Raw genomic sequence first — 18,421 nt, forward strand, 5'->3', positions numbered from 1 at the left:
GGAGCGCACCATGTTGAGAACCGTCGGTTTCCCCGGCCAGTACACCCAGGGCCCGGGCGCGCTCGATGCGCTCGGCGAGCAGCTTGCGCGCGCCGGCTTCGCGCGCGCCGTGGTGCTGTGTGATGCGGCCGTCGGCGAGTCGCTGTGGCCGCGCGTCGACGCCTCGCTGCGTCGCGCCGGACTCGACGCGCATCGCGCGATGTTTCCGGGCGAATGCACGAAAGGCGCGATTGCGGATCTCGCGAACCGCGTGCGTGCGTTCGTGCCGGACGTCGTCGTCGGGCTGGGCGGCGGCAAAGCGATCGACTGCGCGAAAGGCGTGGCGATGGCGCTCGACGCGCAGGTTGCCGTCTGCCCGACGATCGCCTCGAACGATGCCCCGACGAGCCGCCTGATCGTGCTCTACGACGACGATCATCGCGTGGTCGGCGTGGACTATCTGAGCCGCAATCCCGTGCTCGTGCTGGTCGATACCGACGTGATCGTGCGCGCGCCCGTGCGTTTTTTCGCGGCGGGCATCGGCGACGCGATCAGCAAGCGGTTCGAGGCGGCGCAATGCTGTGCGTCGGGCGGCCATAACTCGTTCGGCACGCCGCCGCTCGATACCGCGCTGCGCCTTACGAACATGGTGTACGACGTGCTGATGAGCGATGGCCGTGCGGCCTGCGCGGCCGTCGCCGCGGGACGGCTCGACGCGACGGTCGAACGCGTCGTCGAAGCGACCGTGCTGCTGAGCGGCGTCGGATTCGAAAGCGGCGGCTTGTCGCTCGCCCATGCGCTGATTCGCGGGCTCACGGCGATCCCGTCGATTTCGTCGATGCTGCATGGCGAGCTGGTCGCGTTCGGCACGCTCGTGCAGATGGAAGCCGAAGGACAAAACGATCAGGATATCGAAGCATTGATCGAATTGCTTGTGGCGGTGGCGCTGCCCGTGACGCTGCGCGAGCTGGGCCAGCGCGATGCGCTCACGCAGGCCGAGCGGGACACGATTGTCGACGCCACGCTGGCCGCCGCGTACAGCCGCCACATGACGCCGCCGCTGACGGCCGGGCGCCTTGCGCGCGCGCTGCACGACGCGGACCGGCGAGGCGAAGCGGCGCTGCGGCGACGCGCCGCCACCACGATTGCGCCGGTCGACGCGCCCGGCCTCGTATGACACTCACACGGAAGGAGACATCGATGGAAGCCAGAAACGTACCGCATGTGAGCGAACTGCTCGCGAATTCGCCGAAAAACTGGGGCAAATGGGGTCCCGAGGACGAGGTCGGCTCGCTGAACTACCTGACCGCCGAGCAGATCCTGAAGGGCATCGCCACGGTGCGTCAGGGCAAGACCTTCACGCTGCAGGTGCGCATGGGCGACCCGGACGGCGATCCGGTCTGGCCGGGCCGCCAGGGCGCGAAGCGGATGAGCGTGATGGATCGCGGCCACTACAACTGCGGCAAGGGGCCGGTTTTCCCGGGCTCGTATCAATACGCCGACGACGTGATGTTCATGTATCTGCAAGGCTCCACGCAGTACGACGCGCTCGGGCACGTCTGGTACGACGATCAGATCTGGAACGGCTACGACGCGGATACGACGATCGGCGGCCTCGCCAAAGCCAGCGTCTGCCCGATTGGCGAGCGCGGGGTGGTGGGGCGCGGCGTGCTGATCGACATCGCGCGCCATCGCGGCAAGGACGTGCTCGATCCGGGTGAGACTTTCACGCATCGCGATCTGCTCGACGCGGCGCAAGCGCAGGGCGTGACGATCGAGAAGCGCGATATTCTCGTGATCCGCACCGGCTGGATCGGCTCGTTCTACAAGCGCGACCGCGCGGAGTTCTACGCGAATTTCAAGGAGCCGGGCTTGACTTATAGCCCGGAACTCGTGCAGTGGTTTCAGGACATGGAGATTCCGAACCTCGTGACCGACACGATCGCGAACGAAGTGACGACCGATCCGGTCTCGGGCGTCGATCTGCCGCTGCACAACGCGCTGATGCGCAATCTGGGCATCGCGCTGACCGAGATCGCGCAACTCGACGCGCTCGCCGACGATTGCGCGCAGGACGGCCAGTACGCGTTCCTGTACACGGCGGCGCCGCTGAAGGTCGTGGGCGGCACGGGCGCGCCGGTCAATCCGATCGTGATCAAGTAGGCGCGCGTTCTTGCGTTGCGTTGCGTGGTGTTCGTGCGGCCCGCGTGGGCCGCGCGACGCCGCTCATCGTGCGCCGCTTTCTTCCCGCTCCGCCCGCACCACCTCGATCAACGCCCGCAACCCCGCGGGAATATGCCGGTTGCCCGGAAAGTACAGAAACAACCCAGGTATCGCCGGACACCAGTCTTCGAGCACGGCCACGAGCCGCTTGCGCGCCAGCGCGTCGCGCGCGTAAGGCTCCGGCACGTAAGCGATGCCGAGCCCGTCGAGCGCGGCTTCCACCATCAGCGTGTTGCTGTCGAGCGTGAGCGCGCCGGGCGGATCGATCGCGACCGCCTCGCCATGTCGCGCGAATTCCCAGCGATAACGCCGCCCGCCCGGCAGCCGCTGGCGGATGCAGCGATGCGCCTGCAAATCGCCGGGCAGCGCCGGACGCCCATGCTTGCGCAGATAGCGCGGCGAGGCCACGGCGAGAAAGCGCAGATCGTCGCTGATGCGCACGGCGATCATGTCCTTGTGCACGGCCTCGCCGAGCCGCACGCCCGCATCGAAACCCTCCGCGACGATATCGACGAAACGTCCCTCGGACACCAGATCCAGCTCCATCTGCGGATACTGTGCGAGAAAGCGCGGCACGACGGTTTGCAGCAGATGGCGGATCGCGCCGTCGCTGCCGTTGATGCGCAGCGAGCCGCGCAGCGCCTCGTCGTCGCGCGCCACGTCGTCGAGCGCGTGATCGAGTTCGCTGAGCACGGGTCGCAGGCGGCCGAGCAGCCGCTCGCCCGCTTCGGTCAGCGAGACGCTGCGCGTGGTCCGGTGCAGCAATCGCACGGACAGCGTGTTTTCGAGCCCGCGCATCGCGTGGCTCAGCGCCGAGCGCGACACACCGAGTTCGCCCGCCGCCTGCACGAAACTGCGCCGCGCGGCGACCGTCATGAACGCCTGGAGATCGGCGAGCGTCGGCTTGCCAGGCGGTTTGCTGGTGGACTTGCGCATTGGTGAATTTTCCTCAACACGAGATGCCGATTGGCGGGGCTTCTGCGACGAATCATACCGCTCTAGCATGAAGCCAACATTCATCGACGGAGCGCAAACATGACGAAGAACTGGCTGATTACCGGCGCGTCGAGCGGCCTTGGGCGGGGCATGACGGAGCGTCTGCTGGCGCGCGGCGACGCCGTGGTCGCGACGCTGCGCAAGCCCGGCGCACTCGACGATCTGCGCGAGCGATATGGTGAGCGTCTGCACGTTGTCGAACTCGATCTGACGCGACTCGACACGCTGCGCACCGCGGTGGCGCACGCGTTCGCGGCGCTGCCGCGCATCGACGTGGTGGTGAGCAACGCGGGTTACGGCCTGTTCGGCGCGGCGGAGGAACTCGACGACGCACGCATCGAGCAGCAGATCGCGACCAATCTGACCGGCTCGATGCAGTTGATTCGCGCGGCCGTCCCGCGTCTGCGCGAGCAGGGCGGCGGGCGCATCGTGCAGGTGTCGTCGGAGGGCGGTCGCATCGCCTATCCGGCGTTCAGCGCGTATCACGCGACCAAGTGGGGCATCGAGGGTTTCGTCGAAGCGGTCGCGCAGGAAGTGGCGCCGTTCGGTATCGACTTCGTGATCGTGGAGCCGGGCGCGACGCGCACGAATTTCGGCGCGGGCCTCGATCGCACGCAGCCGATGCGCGTCTACGACGCCACGCCGGTGGGCGAGATTCGCCGCGCGCTCGACGCGGGCTATTTCGAATTCGCCGATGCGGCGAAGACCGTCGACGCCATGATCGCGTCGATCGACAGCGCGTCGCCGCCTTTGCGTCTCGCGCTCGGGCGCTCGGCGTACGAATCGATTCGCGCGTCGCTGATCCGGCAGCTCGAAGCGCTGGAAGCGCAGAAGGAGATCGCGCTATCGGTGATGGAGAAAGCGTGAACGGCGAGCGTTGGCGCTCGCCGTTCATTTCACGTTGATACGCTTGCGCGTGGATGCGCCCGCTTACTTGAGCAGATCGCGGATCGCTTCGCCCACGCCGGTCGCCGATTGCGGATTCTGGCCGGTCACGAGCTTGCCGTCGACGGCCACCGTGCGCGTCCATTCCGCGCCCGGCTGCATCTGCGCGCCGCGCTGCGCGAGCGTGCTGGAAAGCAGGAACGGCACGACCTGCGTGAGGCCGACGGCTTCTTCCTCGGCATCGGTGAACGCGGCGACCTTGCGGCCCGCGACGAGGTAGCGGCCGTCGCTGAGCGTCACGTTGACCATCGCGGCGGGACCGTGGCAGACCGCGCCCACCACGCCGCCCGCTTCCCACACGGCGCGCGTTTTATCGTTGACGGCCGCGCTGGTCGGGAAGTCCCACATCGCGCCGTGGCCGCCCGCGAAAAAGATCGCGGAAAGCGTGCTCGGGTCGACATCGGCGAGCGCTTTCGACTGCGCGATCGCGGCGCGAAAACGGGCGTCGTTCCAGTAGCGCGCGTTCACGGGATCGTCGAGATCGAGGCCGTCGACGGGCGGCTCGCCGCCCTGGATCGAGGCGAATTCGACCGGAATGCCGGCGGCTTCGAGGACGGCGAGCGGATGCGTGACTTCCGACAGATAGAAGCCCGTGGGATCTCCACCTTCGCCCTTGCTGCCGTGGCTGGTCATGACGATAAGAACCGGTTTCATGTCGATGCTCTCAAGAATGTGAGTGTGGGGAAAATCAGGCCGTGACGTCGTGCGCGGCTTCATTGGCGCTGTCGTGCGCGGCGTCGCCCGTGTAATGCGGATAGTCGGTGTAGCCGTGCGCGTCGCCGCCGTAGTAGGTGCTCGCATCGACCTTCGCGATCGCCCAGCCGTGGCGGAAGCGCTCGACCAGATCCGGATTCGCGATATACGGTGCGCCGAACGCGGCGAGGTCGATCGTGCCGCTGGCGAGCAGCGCACTGGCCTTCTGGAAATCGAGGCCGCCCGCGAGGATCAGCGTGGCGCCGGTTGTGCCGCGCGTTTCGCTGCGATACGCGGCGCGGAAGCGTTCGAGAAAACCGGCGGGCATGGCGGGCGCGCCGCGGCTGGCCTGATCCATGATGTGCACGTAGGCGATGCCGCGCGCGCCGAGTTCGCGGGCGAGATAGAGGAATGTGTCTGCTTCGCCGTCGAAGTCGCCGAGTTCGTGCAGTCGGCCAAACGGCGAGAGCCGGATGCCGACGCGCTCGCGCCCGATGCGCGCAATGCAGGCGTCCACCACGGCGAGCGCGAAGCGCGCGCGGTTTTCCACCGTGTCGCCGCCGTAGGCGTCCGTGCGGTCGTTGACCGCGCCGTTGATGAACTGCTCGACCAGATAGCCGTTCGCGCCGTGAATTTCGACGCCGTCGAAACCGGCGTCCACGGCATTCTGCGCGGCGTTCGCGAAGTCCTCGATCACGCGCGCGATTTCGTCGAGCGTGAGCGCGTGCGGCTTGCTCGCGGTTACGAAGGCGGGCTGGCCGTGCTCGTCGTAACCGAACGCGGAACTCTTCGCGGCCTGCGCGGTGGTCGAGCTGACCGGCGCCGCGCCGCCCGGTTGCAGCGAGACGTGGCTCATGCGGCCCACGTGCCAGATCTGCGTGAAGATCGTGCCGCCGAGGTCGTGCACCGCATCGGTCACGTCGCGCCACGCGGCCACCTGCGTGTCGTTCCAGATGCCGGGGCAATCGACGAAACCATTGCCTTCGGGGCTGATCGGCGTGCCTTCCGTGACGATCAGGCCCGCACTCGCGCGCTGCGCGTAGTAGCGCACGGTGGCGGCGTTGGGCACGTTGCGGGGCGCGCGGGCGCGCGTCATCGGCGCCATCACCACGCGGTTGCGGAGCGGGCGGCCTGCGAGATCGTAGGCATCGAAAAGTGTCGTCATGGTGCTGGCTGTCCTTGGCTGCGGCGTGCGCGCGTCTTCGAAACAACCATTGTGAGCGCCGTGGATTCCTTTTCCTAGCTGGTGCAATGGAATATCATTTGTGAACTAAATTCTGGAATCAAACGTTCACATGGACAGTCGAAGCGGCGAAATGCGGGTGTTCACGCGCGTGGTCGAAACCGGCAGTTTTTCGGCGGCGGGCAAGACGCTGGAGCTCACGCCTTCGGCGGTCAGCAAGGTGATCAGCCGCCTCGAAGAACGGCTCGGCGTGCTGCTGTTTCAGCGCTCCACGCGGCATCTCGCGGTGACCAACGAAGGGCGGCTGTTCTACGACAGCTGCGTGCGCATTCTCGACGACATCGACGAAGCCGAGCACGGCATCGCCGAGGGCATCACGGCGCCGCACGGCGCGCTGCGCATCAACGTGTCGATTCCGATGGGCACGCATTACATCGTGCCGCTGATGCCGCTGTTTACCGCGCGCTATCCCGGCATTCGCGTCGATCTCTCGTTGACGGACGCGGTGGTGGATCTACAGCGCGAACGCGTCGACGTGGCCGTGCGCACGGGGCCGTTGTCGGATGCGAATTTTCATGCGCGCAAGCTCGGGTCGACGGGACGCGCGGTGGTGGCCGCGCCGCGTTATCTCGAAGCGCACGGCGTGCCGCAAGCGCCCGAAGATCTCGCGGGCCATCGCTGTTTCAACTTCAACTTTCGCCGCGCGATGGACGAATGGCCGTTTCGCATCGACGGGCGCGTGTTTCACTTTCCCGTGCGCGGCGACATCCTCACGAACAACGGCGCGACGATGCGCCAGATGACGCTCGAAGGTCTCGGCATCAGCCGTCTGGGCCTCTTTCATATCAAGGACGATCTCGCGTCGGGACGCCTCGTCGAACTGCTGCTCGACTACAACCCGGGCGACATCGAGGACATCCACGTGATCTTCAGCAATCAGCGTCATATGACGGCGCGCGTGCGCGTGTTCATCGACTTCCTCGTGGAGACGCTGAGTCCCAGACTGGAAGCTTGAGTTGCAGACGTGAAGCACCGCGTGCTACCGTGCACGTTCGTGAAATTACAAGAAAATTCGTGCAAATCATGCTGACGAGTCAACGCAAGAAAGCGATTCTCGACGCACTCGAACGCGACGGCCAGGTGCTGGCGGGCGCGCTGAGCGTGGAGTTCGGCGTGTCCGAGGACACGGTGCGGCGCGACCTGCGCGAACTGGCCGCCGAAGGGCGCTTGCAGCGCGTGCATGGCGGCGCGTTGCCCGCTTCGCCGGCCGTTGCGCCGCTTGCGCAGCGTCAGGATATGGATGTGGCCGCGAAGCAGCGCGTCGCGCGCAAGGCCGCCGCGATGGTCGAGCCGGGGCAGGTCGTGATCGTCGATGGCGGGACCACGTCGGCGCTGCTGGTGCAGTGCCTCGCGCCCGATCTGCAGGCGACCGTGGTCACGCACAGTCCGAGCGTGGCCGTGGCGCTGGCGGCGCATCCGTCGATCGACGTCGTGCTGATCGGCGGCAAGCTCTACAAGCATTCGCTCGTGGCAGTGGGCGCGGCGGCCGTCGAGGCCATGTCGCACATACACGCCGATCTCTACTTCATGGGCGTGACGGGCGTGCATGCGAAGGCGGGGCTGAGCACCGGCGACTTCGAAGAGGCCTACGTCAAGCGCGCGCTGGCGCAGCGCGCGGCGGAAACGGTCGTGCTGGCGTGCGCGTCGAAGCTCAACACGGCGTCGCCGTATCGCATCGGCGAACTCGATCTGGCGCAGACGCTCATCGTCGACGCGGGCGCGGATGCGCGGCTCGTGAAGCCGATCGAAAAGGCGGGCTTGACGGTGGTGAAGGCGTAACGTGTGTTTCGAGCCTGAAAACGGGCTCGAAACGTTCTATCAGGATGCCGAAGTAAATTGGAGTGACGGCCGAACGTCGTAAAGTCATCCTGATTAATTGGCGCGAATTCAACGCCAGTCGAATAACCCTTCGTGTTGCGAAATAAGCGAGAAAATCACCGGTTTCACACCGGCAATGGGCATTTAATTACAAATGCGTTACATATTTCGCTTTTACACGCCGAAATCCTTTTAATGCACCAATATGTGGCGTTTTAAAGCCATCGCACCAGTTTGATTCATTTCGCTTAAATTGAAATACAAAAGAAATGTTCATTCTGCTATTTGTAAGATATCGCATTTCCTGCATTTAAATTTAAAGCGGGTCAATATCCAGGACGCGCTCCGGGCGGGATTTGTGGCGATTTAGAATGATTTTTCTAATTTCGGTAATCTCCCATCAAAAAAAGTTTACTGAGCTTTTTTTACTTGCTATCGTTCAGTCCGCCACACGCGTTACTGAACTTCGACACACGTTTGTCACCGCGCCATGCGTGAGGATGCTGTCGAAGCGCCGGAAATGACGCGATGCCGCAGACCGCTTCCGTGCCAGCGCATGAATCGGGTTTCCCACAACGGATCCCGATGCCATGCATGCCATTCGGACTGCGAAAGAAACACCTGACTTGATGCAACGCCCGCGCCGGATCGGCGCCGGCGTTGCTGCACAGCGGAAAGTGGGCGCAAGACGCCCGAGGGAGCGAAGGTGGTGATGAAAGGGGAAGTCGGTTTGCAATCGGCGGGCGCCGCGCTGCAACGGCCCGCGCGGCCTCGCGAGTTCGGCCGCAAGCAGCAGAACCCGGTGCGCCGTTTTGGCGGCATCGCGATCGTCCTGTTGCTGCACATCGTGCTGATCTACGCGTTGATCAACGGTCTCGCGACCAAGGTCGTGCAGGTCATTCAGCATCCCATCGAAACGAAGATCATCGAGCCGGTGAAGCCGCCGCCTCCGCCGCCGCTGCCGACCGTGCAGCTGCCGCCGCCGAAGTTCACGCCGCCGCCGCCGCCGTTCGTGCCGCCGCCCGAGGTGCCGGTGCAGGCGCCGCCGCAGGCCACCATCACGCACGCGGCCACGCCGGTGCAGAGCGCGCCCGTGACGGCGCCGCCCGCGCCGCCGGCTCCGGTAACGGCGCCGGCCAAGCCGGTGAGCCACGAGGTGGGCGTGGTGTGCCCGAACTCGGACCAGATCCGTTCGTCGATCAAGTATCCGCAGGAAGCGCAGGAAAACAACGTGACGGGCGATGTGCTGATCGAGTTCGTCGTCGACGCGCAAGGCCATATCACGAACGAGCGCGTGGCGAAGTCCGCCGACGACGACAGCCTCGATCGTGCGGCATTCAACGCGGTGAAGCAGTTCAATTGCATTTCGCAGGGGCAGCCGGTCCGCGTGCAGGTGCCGTTCTCGTTCAACCTCAACTGAGGCGCGGGCGGCAGCATTCGGGTGGCGATTCATTAGTCACGATTCACAAGTTCAACGATTGAACTGGAGCAGGCATGAAGAAGCGTTCTTTCGCCGCACTGGCGGCCAGCATGTTGTTCGCCGTAGCCACGGTCGACACCTTTGTTGCACCTACGCTCGCCAATGCGCAAGCAAGCGACACGAGCGCCACGGCTTCGGCCGGCGCAACCGCAAGCGCGCCGGCCACGGCCGCCACGGCGCCCGCGCCGGTCCCGGCAGCGGACCAGCCGCCGCCGCCGCCCGCCACGTCCGAGACCGTGAGCAACCCGTATGGCCTCGGCGCGCTGTGGAAGAACGGCGACTTCGTCGCGCGCTTCGTGCTGCTGCTGCTCGTGATCATGTCGATGGGCAGCTGGTACATCATGATCACCAAGTTCATCGAGCAGGCTCGTGCGAACCGCCGCGCGAAGGTCGCCGACGACCAGCTCTGGAACGCGCCCACGCTCGCCGACGGCGCGAAGCAGCTCGAAGAAACCTCGCCGTTCCGCTTCATCGCCGAAACGGCCATCGAAGCGGGCGAGCATCACGACGAAGCGCTGCTCGAAGCGGTCGACCGCAACACGTGGATCGACGTCTCGGTCGAGCGCGCCATCACCAACGTCTCGAACCGCCTGCAGGACGGCCTCGCCTTCCTCGGCACGGTCGGATCCACGGCGCCGTTCGTCGGCCTGTTCGGCACGGTCTGGGGCATCTATCACGCGCTGACCGCCATCGGCATCGCGGGCCAGGCGTCGATCGACAAGGTCGCGGGTCCGGTGGGCGAAGCGCTGATCATGACGGCCATCGGCCTCGCGGTCGCGGTGCCGGCAGTGCTCGGCTACAACTTCCTCGTGCGTCGTAACAAGGCCGTGATGGAGCGCGTGCGCGCCTTCGGCGCCCAGTTGCACGCAGTCCTGCTCGCCGGCGGCAAGCGTGGCGCGCGCGCCGCGTCGCGCGCCGTCGCGATGGCCGAATAATCCCGTCGAACGAGGTACGCCATGGCCATGAGCGTGGGGCAGGAGGACGGCGACGACGAAGTCATCTCCGCCATCAATACGACGCCGCTCGTCGACGTGATGCTGGTCTTGCTGATCATCTTCCTGATCACGATTCCGGTGGTGACGCATACCGTGCCTGTGCAGCTGCCCAAGCAAACGGTGCAGCCGCTGCAGACCACGCCGAAGAGCGTCGAGATCGCCATCAATCGCGACGGCAACTTCTTCTGGAACGAGTCGCTCGTCGACGCGCCCACGCTGCTCGAACGCCTGAAAACGGCCTCGCAGCAGACGCCGCAGCCGGAAGTGCACGTGCGCGGCGATCAGGGCACGCGTTACGAGTTCATCGGCCGGGTGCTCACGTCGTGCGAGCGCGCGGGTATCGCGAAGGTGTCGTTCATCACGGAGCCGCCCGCACGCGGCGGTTGAGCGCGATGAGCGGGTTCCATCCGCCGGTTTGAGGGCGGGGGTTTCATTGAGCAGGGGAAAGTCATGGGTATGAACGTGGGGTCGGGCGGTGGCGGCGGCGAGCCGGAAGTGATGGTGGACATCAACACCACGCCGCTCATCGACGTGATGCTGGTGCTGCTGATCATGCTGATCATCACCATTCCGATCCAGATGCATTCGATCAAGATGAATCTGCCGGTGGGCAATCCGCCGCCGCCCGCCACGCAGCCGCAGATCGTGCAGATCGACATCGACTTCGACGGCACCACGACGTGGAACGGCCAGCCCGTGCCCACCGAGGCGGACCTCGAATCGCGGCTCGCGCAGGCGGCCGCGCAGCCCGATCAGCCGGAGATTCATGTGCGGCCGAACCGGCTCGTGCCGTATCGCGACGTGGCGGCCGTGATGGCCGCGGCGCAGCGCGAAGGCGCGACGAAGATCGGCCTGATCGGCAACGAACAGTACATGCAGTGAGGAACGACGTGGCGCGTATTTCCCGACGATTCAGACAGGCCGTGCTGGCCGCCGCGCTGGGCGGCGCCGGCGTGTTCGGCGCGGCGCCGTTCGCGATGCAGGCCGCGCAGGCCGCGCCGACCTTGCGTCCCGAAGTGGCGAAGCCGCTCAACGACGCGCAGACGCTTTATCGCGCGCACCGCTACAGCGAGGCGCTCGCGAAGATCGCTCAGGCGGCCGCGGTGCCCAACCGCACCGACTACGAGACCTTGATGGTCGAAGAGATGCGCGGCGCGGCAGCGGCGGCGGCGGGCGACAACGCCACCGCCGAGCGTGCGTACGAAACGCTGCTCGCGGGCGGCCAGGTGAAGGGCGAGGACGAGCAGCGCACGGCGGCCGCGCTCGCCGGGCTGTATTTCCAGCAGAAGGATTACGCGAAGGCGATCCGCACCGCGCAGCGCTATCAGAAGGCGGGCGGCACCGATCCGCAGATGCAGACGCTGCTGATCGAGGCGTATTACCTCTCGGGCGACAACGCGGGCGCGCTCGCGTTGCTGCGTTCGAGCGTCGATGCGCAGGTGCGCGCCGGTCACGCGCCCGAAGAAGCGCAGTTGCAGCTGCTCGGCACCGTCGCGCAGAAGGCCAACGATCAGGCGGCTTATCGCGGCGCGCTCGAAAAGCTCGTGGCGTATCACCCGAAACCCGCTTACTGGGACGACCTGATTCACGCCATCCGCGCGAAGCCCGGTTATCTCTCCGCGCTCGATGTCGACGTGTACCGGCTGCGTCGCGCCGCCGGTTCGTTGTCGGACGCGAACGATTACATGGAGTTCACGCAGCTCGCGATCATGGCCGGGTCGACGGCGGAAGGCAAGCAGGTCGTCGATCAGGGCTTCACGAGCGGCGTGCTCGGCCACGACGCGCAGGCGGACCGCGAGCGTCGGCTGCAGGCGCTTGCCGCCAAACGTGCGAGCGCGCCCGCCGATCCGCAGAATCCGCTCTCGCCGTTCGATCTGGGCTTCAATCAGGTGTTCGCGGGTCAGCAGCAGGCCGGCTTCGCGGCGATGGACGCGGCGCTCGCCAAGGGCGTCGATCATCCGGATATGGCGCGTCTGCGGCTTGGCGAGGCGTACTACTTCGCGGGCCAGAAGGCGCGCGCGGTAACGGCCTTCAAGGCGGTCAAGGGCAATGACGGTTCAGCCGATCTCGCCCAGCTCTGGCTGCTGATTGCGGCGAAGTAATCGCGATAGCGGCGCGGTGAGGTAATCGCGCTGTTATCTCGTTGTTATATCGTCGTTATGGCGATGTAATTGCATCACCGTAATTGGGCGCGATCCGCACCAATTGCAGGCGCTTTACGCAGTACGTTTCTCTCGTTGTGCGTTCAAACCGTTCGAAATAAAAAGCGGCTCGTTTTTTGGGGCGAGCCGATGGAGGTGTCGCGCCATAAAAAGAGGTTCGATCTAATCAAACAAATTTTGACGCGTTATTTTGTCTTGCTATGGTTTCGCCACTTGACGAGAAGGCATACGTTGCAGCAACCACCGGCCGCCGCATTCGCGCCCTGCGTCAGCGCCTCAGGCGCACGTTGCAGGAGACCGCGGAGCTGGCGGGAATATCCAAGCCTTATCTCTCGCAGGTGGAACGCGGGCGCGCCACGCCGTCATTGCGCTCGTTGATCGGCATCGCGCGGGCGCTGGGCGTCACCTTGCAGTACTTCATCGAAACACCGGCGGAAGAGCAGGTCGTGCGCCGCGCCGAGCGCCTGAAGTTTTTTGGTTTCACCGGGTCGGCGAATCAGTATGGCCGGCTGACGTCGACGGGCGGCGACCGCAAGCTCGACGCGCAGCTCGTGAAGATGCCGGCCGGCGCACAACGTTTCGACGTCGTTGCGCAGGCAACGGAAGAGTTCCTGTATGTCATGAGCGGCGAAGTGTCGCTTACGCTGGAAGATACGACGTTCGTGCTGCGCGCGGGCGACACCGCACATTTCGAATCGGCGGTGCCGCACGCGTGGGCCAATCCCTCGGATACGGAAAGCGTATTCGTCTGGGTGGGGACGCCGAAGCTGATTTGAGAAACGCCGTTGCAACAGAAAAAATCGCTTCACGGCAATACAGAAATATTAGTAGTCCAAATGTAATGTGAAGACTTCACCCGCGCGGCGCGCAAGCATAAACAGGGGTTGCCGCGCGGGACAGAAGGCGTCCGCAACGAAAGACGTAGTGCTGTGATTGCGTGGCGCACATGCTTTGAAAGCCGTTAGCAGTCCGATTTCAAAAGGGGTTTGGGTGAATCGCCGCGCCGGATGCAACCGCGCCGTCGGGGCGATTCGCACAATGGGCGCGACGCGACAGCGTCGTCAATCGACGGCGGGGTTCACAAGACCTCGCCCCGCGTGACGCAAGTGGGCGTGACTGACGAGTGAGAAGGGGAAAAAGTGAAACAGAGGGTTTTGGCGCTAGCCATCAAAAGGATAATCTGGGCTGAAGTCGCACTATCGGCGGCCATCGCGGCGCCGGCATTCGCACAAAGCCAGCCTGCCGCCACGAGCGGCGCGACCGCCGCCGCGGCGGCCACGGGTGCGTCCGACGCTGCGGCGTCGACGGCGCCCTCGGCTTCGTCGTCGACGACGACCAAGGCGAACGGCGACAACGTCGCGCAGCTCAAGAAGTTCGAGGTGACCGGCTCGCTGATCCGCCAGTCCGACAAGACCGGCTATCAGGCGGTGCAGACGATCACGCCGCAGCAGATCCAGAATTCGGGCGCGACGAGCGTCTCGGACTACATGCGCACGATCTCGGCGAACTCCGCGAACAGCTGGGGCGAGTCGAACGACGACAGCTTCGCGGCCGGCGGCGCCGGTATCGCACTGCGCGGCCTGAGCGAGAAGTACACGCTCGTGCTCGTGGACGGTCAGCGTGTCGCGCCGTACGGCTTCGCCGTGAACGGCACCGACACCTTCTTCGACCTTAACGCCATTCCCCTGAACGCCGTCGACCGCATCGAAGTGGTCAAGACCGGCGCCGTGTCGCAATACGGTTCGGACGCTATCGCGGGCGTCGTGAACATCATCACGAAGCACGACTTCCAGGGCCTGCAGCTCGACGGCAGCTACGGCGGCGCCACGCAAGGCGGCGCGGGCACGACCAAGTTCGGCATTCTCGGCGGCTTCGGCAATCTCACGAGCGACCGCTTCAACGTGACTGCTACGGCGAGCTACTACAAGTCGAATGGCTTCACGCTCGCCGACCGCGACACCACCGAAAACCAGGACTTCAGCAACAAGGGCTTCGGCGGCTCGGTCCTCTCGCCGTCGTACTGGCTGAACCCGACCTCGGGCCTCGCGGAAGCCGTCGGTCCCTGCGGCGGCGTGGTCCAGCCGTACGGCAGCAACATCATCGCGTCGAACACGGGCGCGGCCTCGGGCGGCACGGTGTGCGGGCGCAACACGGCCGAATCGGGCTCGATCGATCCGTGGACCGAGCGCTGGAACGCCAAGGTTCACGCGGACTTCAAGGTCAACGACAACACCACGGCCTGGGCTGACCTCTGGGAAAGCAACATCAAGACGGTCACCAACGACTTCACGTCGTACCTTGGCAACAAGACGGTCTACGACCCGGCCACCGGCACGCTCTCCGCATGGCAGGCCGTGGTGCCGGCCAGCAACAAGTACAACCCGTACGGCACCGACGCAACGATCTTCACGTGGCTGCCGAACACGGTCTCCGATACCACCGAAGCGAACTTCTACCGCGCGGCGATGGGGATCAAGGGCAACTTCTCGGTCTCGAAGGAAGACTGGGATTGGGCGTTGTCGTACGGCCACTCGCAGAGCACGGTCACGAACACCACGACGGGCCAGTTGAGCGTGGCGGGCGTGGAGAACATGCTCGCGAACGGCACCTACGACTTCGCGAATCCGTCGGCGACGCCTAACGGCCTGAACGGCGTGTTCACCGACACCAACAACATCGCGGTGTCGAAGCTCGACGTGGTGGACGCCACGCTGTCCACGCCGAACCTGTTCCACATCCCGACCGGCGACGTGGGTCTCGGCCTCGGCAGCCAGTTCACGCACCAGAGCGAGCGTATCAACCAGGGCGCGAACACGATGGACGGCTCGGTGCTGAGCCCGGCGCTGCAGACCGTCGACGGCGAGCGCAACGTCGCGGCCGTGTACTACCAGGTCGACGTGCCGCTCTGGCAGCACATCCTGACCTTCAGCCAGTCGGGCCGCTACGACCATTACAGCGACTTCGGCGGCGCGTTCTCGCCGCGCTTCGCACTGCGCTTCCAGCCGATCCAGCAGTTCACGATGTACGGTTCGTACAACCGCGGCTTCCGTGCGCCGAGCTTCGTCGAGAACACCAACTCGACCAGCACGGGCATCTCGCCGGTCGGTCCGAATGGCGCGGATGAAACCGTCGTCACGACCGGCAACACGAAGCTGCAGCCGGAACGCACGAAGAACTACAACATCGGCTTCCAGCTCTCGCCGGCCCGCGGCACCGATGTGGGCTTCGACTTCTACAAGATTCACGTGGATAACGCGATCGGCGCGGTGGTCGACCCGAGCAAGACGGTCTACAACTCGGACGGCTCGATTGCCTACATGGTCGAGCCGTACCAGAACCTCGGTTCGTTCGACACGTCGGGCTTCGAAACCACCTTCAGCCAGTCGATCAACACGCAGATCGGGCGCTTCACGCTGTCGGCGGACTGGGCCTACGTCTGGCACTTCAAGATGGACGGCATCGGCGGCAGCACCGGTACGATCGACGGCGCGGGCAACGACTCGACGCTCGCACAGCCGTTCGGCGGCTCGTTCCCGCGCTGGAAGGGCACCACGGATCTGTCGTGGAACTGGCACAAGTGGAATGCGACGCTCGACTGGCAGTACGTCGGCCCGTATTCGGATGCGCTGGGCTACAACTACTCGACGGGCTCGTACAGCCAGTTCAACCTGAACGTCGCGTACTCGGGCTTCAAGCACTGGACCATCTACGGCGGCATCAACAACATCTTCAACAAGGCGCCGCCGTACGATCCGCTCTGGCTCGGTTCGATCGACCAGACCGGTTACGACCAGTCGCTGTACAACTACGTGGGCCGTTACCTGCAGATCGGCGCAACGTACAAGTTCTAAACGCAGTGGGCTAGCAGCAAGGGCCGGGCAACCGGCCCTGTCCTCACGAAGGACGCATCAAGGCCGCGGCGCGCGCATCACCTGCGCGCGCCGCGTGCCGCAACGCAAACCATGCGGACAGAAAGACCGAAGATGAGACTGACGAAGTGTGCGCGCGTCGTGGCGGCAGCCCGCGCAGCGCTTGCAGCATGCACGCTGGGGGCGGCGTTCGCCGGCGCCGCGCAGGCGGCCACGGCCATCGCGCAGTACGACTCGCCCAAATACCCGGCCAACTTCACGCATTTCGATTACGCCGATCCCGACGCGCCCACCGACGGCACGCTGAGCTTCCAGAATTTCGATCAGGCGCAGAGCTACGACTCGCTCAATCCCTTTCTCGTGCGCGGCTCGCCCGCACCGGACATCAAGAACCTGATGTTCGACACCCTCATGCAGCGCAGCTGGGACGAACTCGCCTCCGAGTATCCGCTGATCGCGCAGAGCGTGGACGTCGCGCCCGACCTCACGTCGGCGACCTTCCATATCGACCCGCGCGCGCGCTTCTCGAACGGCGACCCGATCACGGCCGCCGACGTCAAGTATTCGTTCGACACGCTCACGAGCCCGCAGGCCTCGCCGCTGTTCAACGCGCAGTTCGAAGTGGTTCGCGACGTCGTGGTGATCGACGCGCATACGGTGCGCTTCGATTTTCGCCGCGCCGAACGCGACGCGCCGCTGATCGCGGGCGACCTGCCGGTGTTCTCGCCGAAATGGGCGAAGAAGGCCGACGGCACGACCATCGCGTTCAACCAGCTCTCGAACGTGCCGCCGATCGCGAGCGGCGCGTATCTGATCGAGTCGCGCAAGAACGACAAGCAGATCATCTACCGCCGCAATCCCGACTACTGGGCCGCCGATCTGCCGACGCGGCGCGGCATGTACCGCTTCCAGCGCATCGTCTTCAATCTGTATCTCGACCTGTATACGCAGCTCGAAGCGTTCAAGGCCGGCGACGCCGACGTGCACGTGGAGTACAGCGCCACGCAATGGGCGCGCAAATACGTGGGCAAGAATTTCCGCAACGGCATGCTCGAAAAACGCGATTTCGCGACGAGTCCCGCGCAGTTCCAGGGCATGCTGATCAACACGCGCAAGGACCGCTTCAAGGACGTGCGCGTGCGTCATGCGCTTTCGCTCGCGTTCGATTACGACTGGATGAACCGCATGATGTTCTACGGTCAGTACACGCGCCTGAAGAGCTATTTCGACGTGAGTCCGTTCGCGGCCACGGGCCTGCCGTCGCCGCAGGAACTCGCGCTGCTGGAGCCGTATCGCGCGGGTCTGCCGCCCGAGGTGTTCGGCCCGATGATGCAGTTGCCGAACACGCTGCCGCCCAATTCGCTGCGCGGCAATCTGCGCGAGGCGCGCGATCTGCTCGCGCAGGCGGGCTGGCACTATCGCGACGGCGCGCTGCGCAACGCGGCCGGCGAGCCCATGACCGTCGAGATCATCGACGACGAGCCGGGCATGGACCGTCTGATCCTGCCGTACACGCAGGCGCTCGGCATGCTCGGCATCCAGGCGCATCTGCGCGAGATCGACAGCGCGCTGTATCAGAAGCGTATCGACAATTTCGATTACGACATGACCACCTACATCTACGCGCCCACCACGATTCCGGGCGCGGAACTGGTGCGCCGCTTCGGCAGCGCGGCGGCCAGCCAGGTGGGATCGGAAAACTATCCGGGCGTGCGCATGAAAGTGGTCGACAAACTCATCGACGCCGTGCAGAAAGCCAACACGCTCGCCGATCTGGAAACGGCCACGCATGCGCTCGACCGCGTGCTGATGAACGAATACTTCCTCGTGCCCGAATACTACGCGCCGAACGAGCGTATCGCCTTCAAGACCACGATCGGCCGGCCGGCCATTTCGCCGCTGACCTACGTGCCGGAAGAGTGGGCCATCGACTACTGGTACCGCAAACCCGGCGCGCCCGATCCCGCGCGCGCGGGCGGCGCTTCGTCCACCCACACCGCCGCCGTGCAGTAAGGAGC

General features: G+C 65.1%; 16 protein-coding genes. 13 read left to right on the plus strand and 3 right to left on the minus strand.

The annotated features are described in order from the left end of the window. The first annotated feature begins 10 nt into the window (after positions 1 to 10). Both G5S35_RS34295 and G5S35_RS34300 read left to right on the plus strand, forming a co-directional pair. Positions 11 to 1,156, plus strand: coding sequence for a glycerol dehydrogenase (locus tag G5S35_RS34295; RefSeq protein WP_183040076.1), 1,146 nt, complete (start codon positions 11 to 13; stop codon positions 1,154 to 1,156). A gap of 23 nt (positions 1,157 to 1,179) precedes the next feature. Beyond that, positions 1,180 to 2,142, plus strand: coding sequence for a cyclase family protein (locus G5S35_RS34300; protein ID WP_176081377.1), 963 nt, complete (start codon positions 1,180 to 1,182; stop codon positions 2,140 to 2,142). A gap of 63 nt (positions 2,143 to 2,205) precedes the next feature. Here G5S35_RS34300 and G5S35_RS34305 read toward each other — a convergent pair whose 3' ends face one another. Next, positions 2,206 to 3,138: a LysR family transcriptional regulator gene (locus tag G5S35_RS34305; protein ID WP_183040077.1), complete on the minus strand. Its 933-nt coding sequence runs from the start codon at positions 3,136 to 3,138 to the stop codon at positions 2,206 to 2,208. 99 nt (positions 3,139 to 3,237) lie between these two features. On the opposite strand from G5S35_RS34305, the gene G5S35_RS34310 reads away from it, so the two are divergent. After that, positions 3,238 to 4,065 carry an SDR family oxidoreductase gene (locus G5S35_RS34310; protein ID WP_183040078.1) on the plus strand — a complete coding sequence of 276 codons (828 nt, stop codon included), beginning with the start codon at positions 3,238 to 3,240 and terminating at the stop codon, positions 4,063 to 4,065. A 63-nt stretch (positions 4,066 to 4,128) separates the two neighbouring features. Here the strand turns inward: G5S35_RS34310 and G5S35_RS34315 are convergent, their stop codons facing one another. Together G5S35_RS34315 and G5S35_RS34320 are read right to left on the minus strand one after the other, a co-directional pair. After that, positions 4,129 to 4,797 (minus strand): type 1 glutamine amidotransferase domain-containing protein, encoded by a 669-nt coding sequence (locus tag G5S35_RS34315; protein ID WP_202035032.1) that lies wholly within the window; start codon positions 4,795 to 4,797, stop codon positions 4,129 to 4,131. Between the two features lie 34 nt (positions 4,798 to 4,831). Continuing rightward, positions 4,832 to 6,001: an alkene reductase gene (locus G5S35_RS34320; RefSeq protein ID WP_183040080.1), complete on the minus strand. Its 1,170-nt coding sequence runs from the start codon at positions 5,999 to 6,001 to the stop codon at positions 4,832 to 4,834. Between the two features lie 130 nt (positions 6,002 to 6,131). Between G5S35_RS34320 and G5S35_RS34325 the strand changes: the two genes are divergently transcribed. From G5S35_RS34325 to G5S35_RS34370, 10 genes are all read left to right on the plus strand, one after another. After that, positions 6,132 to 7,034 (plus strand): LysR family transcriptional regulator, encoded by a 903-nt coding sequence (locus G5S35_RS34325; RefSeq protein WP_183040081.1) that lies wholly within the window; start codon positions 6,132 to 6,134, stop codon positions 7,032 to 7,034. Positions 7,035 to 7,102: 68 nt separating this feature from the next. Next, the gene (locus G5S35_RS34330; protein WP_183040082.1) at positions 7,103 to 7,858 is read left to right on the plus strand and encodes a DeoR/GlpR family DNA-binding transcription regulator; all 756 of its coding nucleotides are present in this window, start codon (positions 7,103 to 7,105) and stop codon (positions 7,856 to 7,858) included. A 751-nt stretch (positions 7,859 to 8,609) separates the two neighbouring features. Further along, complete coding sequence (locus G5S35_RS34335; RefSeq protein WP_065063890.1) at positions 8,610 to 9,317, plus strand: energy transducer TonB; 708 nt, start codon at positions 8,610 to 8,612, stop codon at positions 9,315 to 9,317. Between the two features lie 74 nt (positions 9,318 to 9,391). Continuing rightward, positions 9,392 to 10,312: a MotA/TolQ/ExbB proton channel family protein gene (locus G5S35_RS34340; protein ID WP_065063892.1), complete on the plus strand. Its 921-nt coding sequence runs from the start codon at positions 9,392 to 9,394 to the stop codon at positions 10,310 to 10,312. Between the two features lie 21 nt (positions 10,313 to 10,333). Beyond that, a complete protein-coding gene (locus G5S35_RS34345) occupies positions 10,334 to 10,759 on the plus strand; it encodes an ExbD/TolR family protein (RefSeq protein WP_065063895.1) in 426 nt (141 codons plus the stop codon). A 63-nt stretch (positions 10,760 to 10,822) separates the two neighbouring features. Then, a complete protein-coding gene (locus G5S35_RS34350; protein ID WP_065063897.1) occupies positions 10,823 to 11,254 on the plus strand; it encodes an ExbD/TolR family protein in 432 nt (143 codons plus the stop codon). 8 nt (positions 11,255 to 11,262) lie between these two features. Beyond that, entirely contained in the window at positions 11,263 to 12,474 is a 1,212-nt protein-coding gene (locus tag G5S35_RS34355; RefSeq protein ID WP_183040083.1) for a tetratricopeptide repeat protein, read from the plus strand. Between the two features lie 260 nt (positions 12,475 to 12,734). Continuing rightward, positions 12,735 to 13,310 (plus strand): helix-turn-helix domain-containing protein, encoded by a 576-nt coding sequence (locus G5S35_RS34360; RefSeq protein ID WP_065063901.1) that lies wholly within the window; start codon positions 12,735 to 12,737, stop codon positions 13,308 to 13,310. Between the two features lie 363 nt (positions 13,311 to 13,673). After that, positions 13,674 to 16,385, plus strand: a complete 2,712-nt coding sequence (locus G5S35_RS34365; RefSeq protein ID WP_065063902.1) for a TonB-dependent receptor — start codon at positions 13,674 to 13,676, stop codon at positions 16,383 to 16,385. A 132-nt stretch (positions 16,386 to 16,517) separates the two neighbouring features. Next, on the plus strand, positions 16,518 to 18,416 hold the full coding sequence (locus tag G5S35_RS34370; RefSeq protein ID WP_183040084.1) for an extracellular solute-binding protein: 1,899 nt from the start codon (positions 16,518 to 16,520) through the stop codon (positions 18,414 to 18,416). Positions 18,417 to 18,421: the final 5 nt, after the last annotated feature.

This window comes from Paraburkholderia tropica (genome assembly GCF_014171495.1).
GTDB lineage: Bacteria > Pseudomonadota > Gammaproteobacteria > Burkholderiales > Burkholderiaceae > Paraburkholderia > Paraburkholderia tropica.